This window comes from Clostridioides sp. ZZV14-6150 (genome assembly GCF_020657875.1).
GTDB lineage: Bacteria > Bacillota > Clostridia > Peptostreptococcales > Peptostreptococcaceae > Clostridioides.
The window spans coordinates 1-315 of record NZ_JAGWDA010000096.1 but is presented as its reverse complement, the minus strand read 5'-3'; the positions used below and the strand labels follow the sequence as shown (position 1 = coordinate 315).

General features: G+C 33.7%; 1 protein-coding gene. It reads left to right on the top strand.

Annotation, left to right across the window (positions count from 1 at the left end; translation table 11 throughout):
* On the top strand, nucleotides 1-315 hold a 315-nt coding region (locus KGF41_RS20675; RefSeq protein WP_227857150.1), incomplete at both ends, for a phage tail protein.

The window sequence follows — 315 nt, the reverse complement described above, 5'->3', positions numbered from 1 at the left end:
AGTGTCACAGGTAATAAAGTGGGATTTGTAAAAATTCAACTTGGTGATGGAGGAGGGAGTGAATATACTCCAACTGAAAATCAGACAGCTCTTAAAAATGTGGTATGGGAAGGCAATATCGGAAATACAACTACAGATGAAACTGCACCAAATTGTATAATATTAGAGAGTCTTATACCAAGTAATGTTGGTGGGTTTATGATAAGAGAAATAGGATATTTAGATGATGAAAATAATCTAATTGCCATTTCTAAATACAAAGAGTGTTATAAACCTTCTATAGAACAAGGTGCAGTGGTAGACATGAAGGTTAAA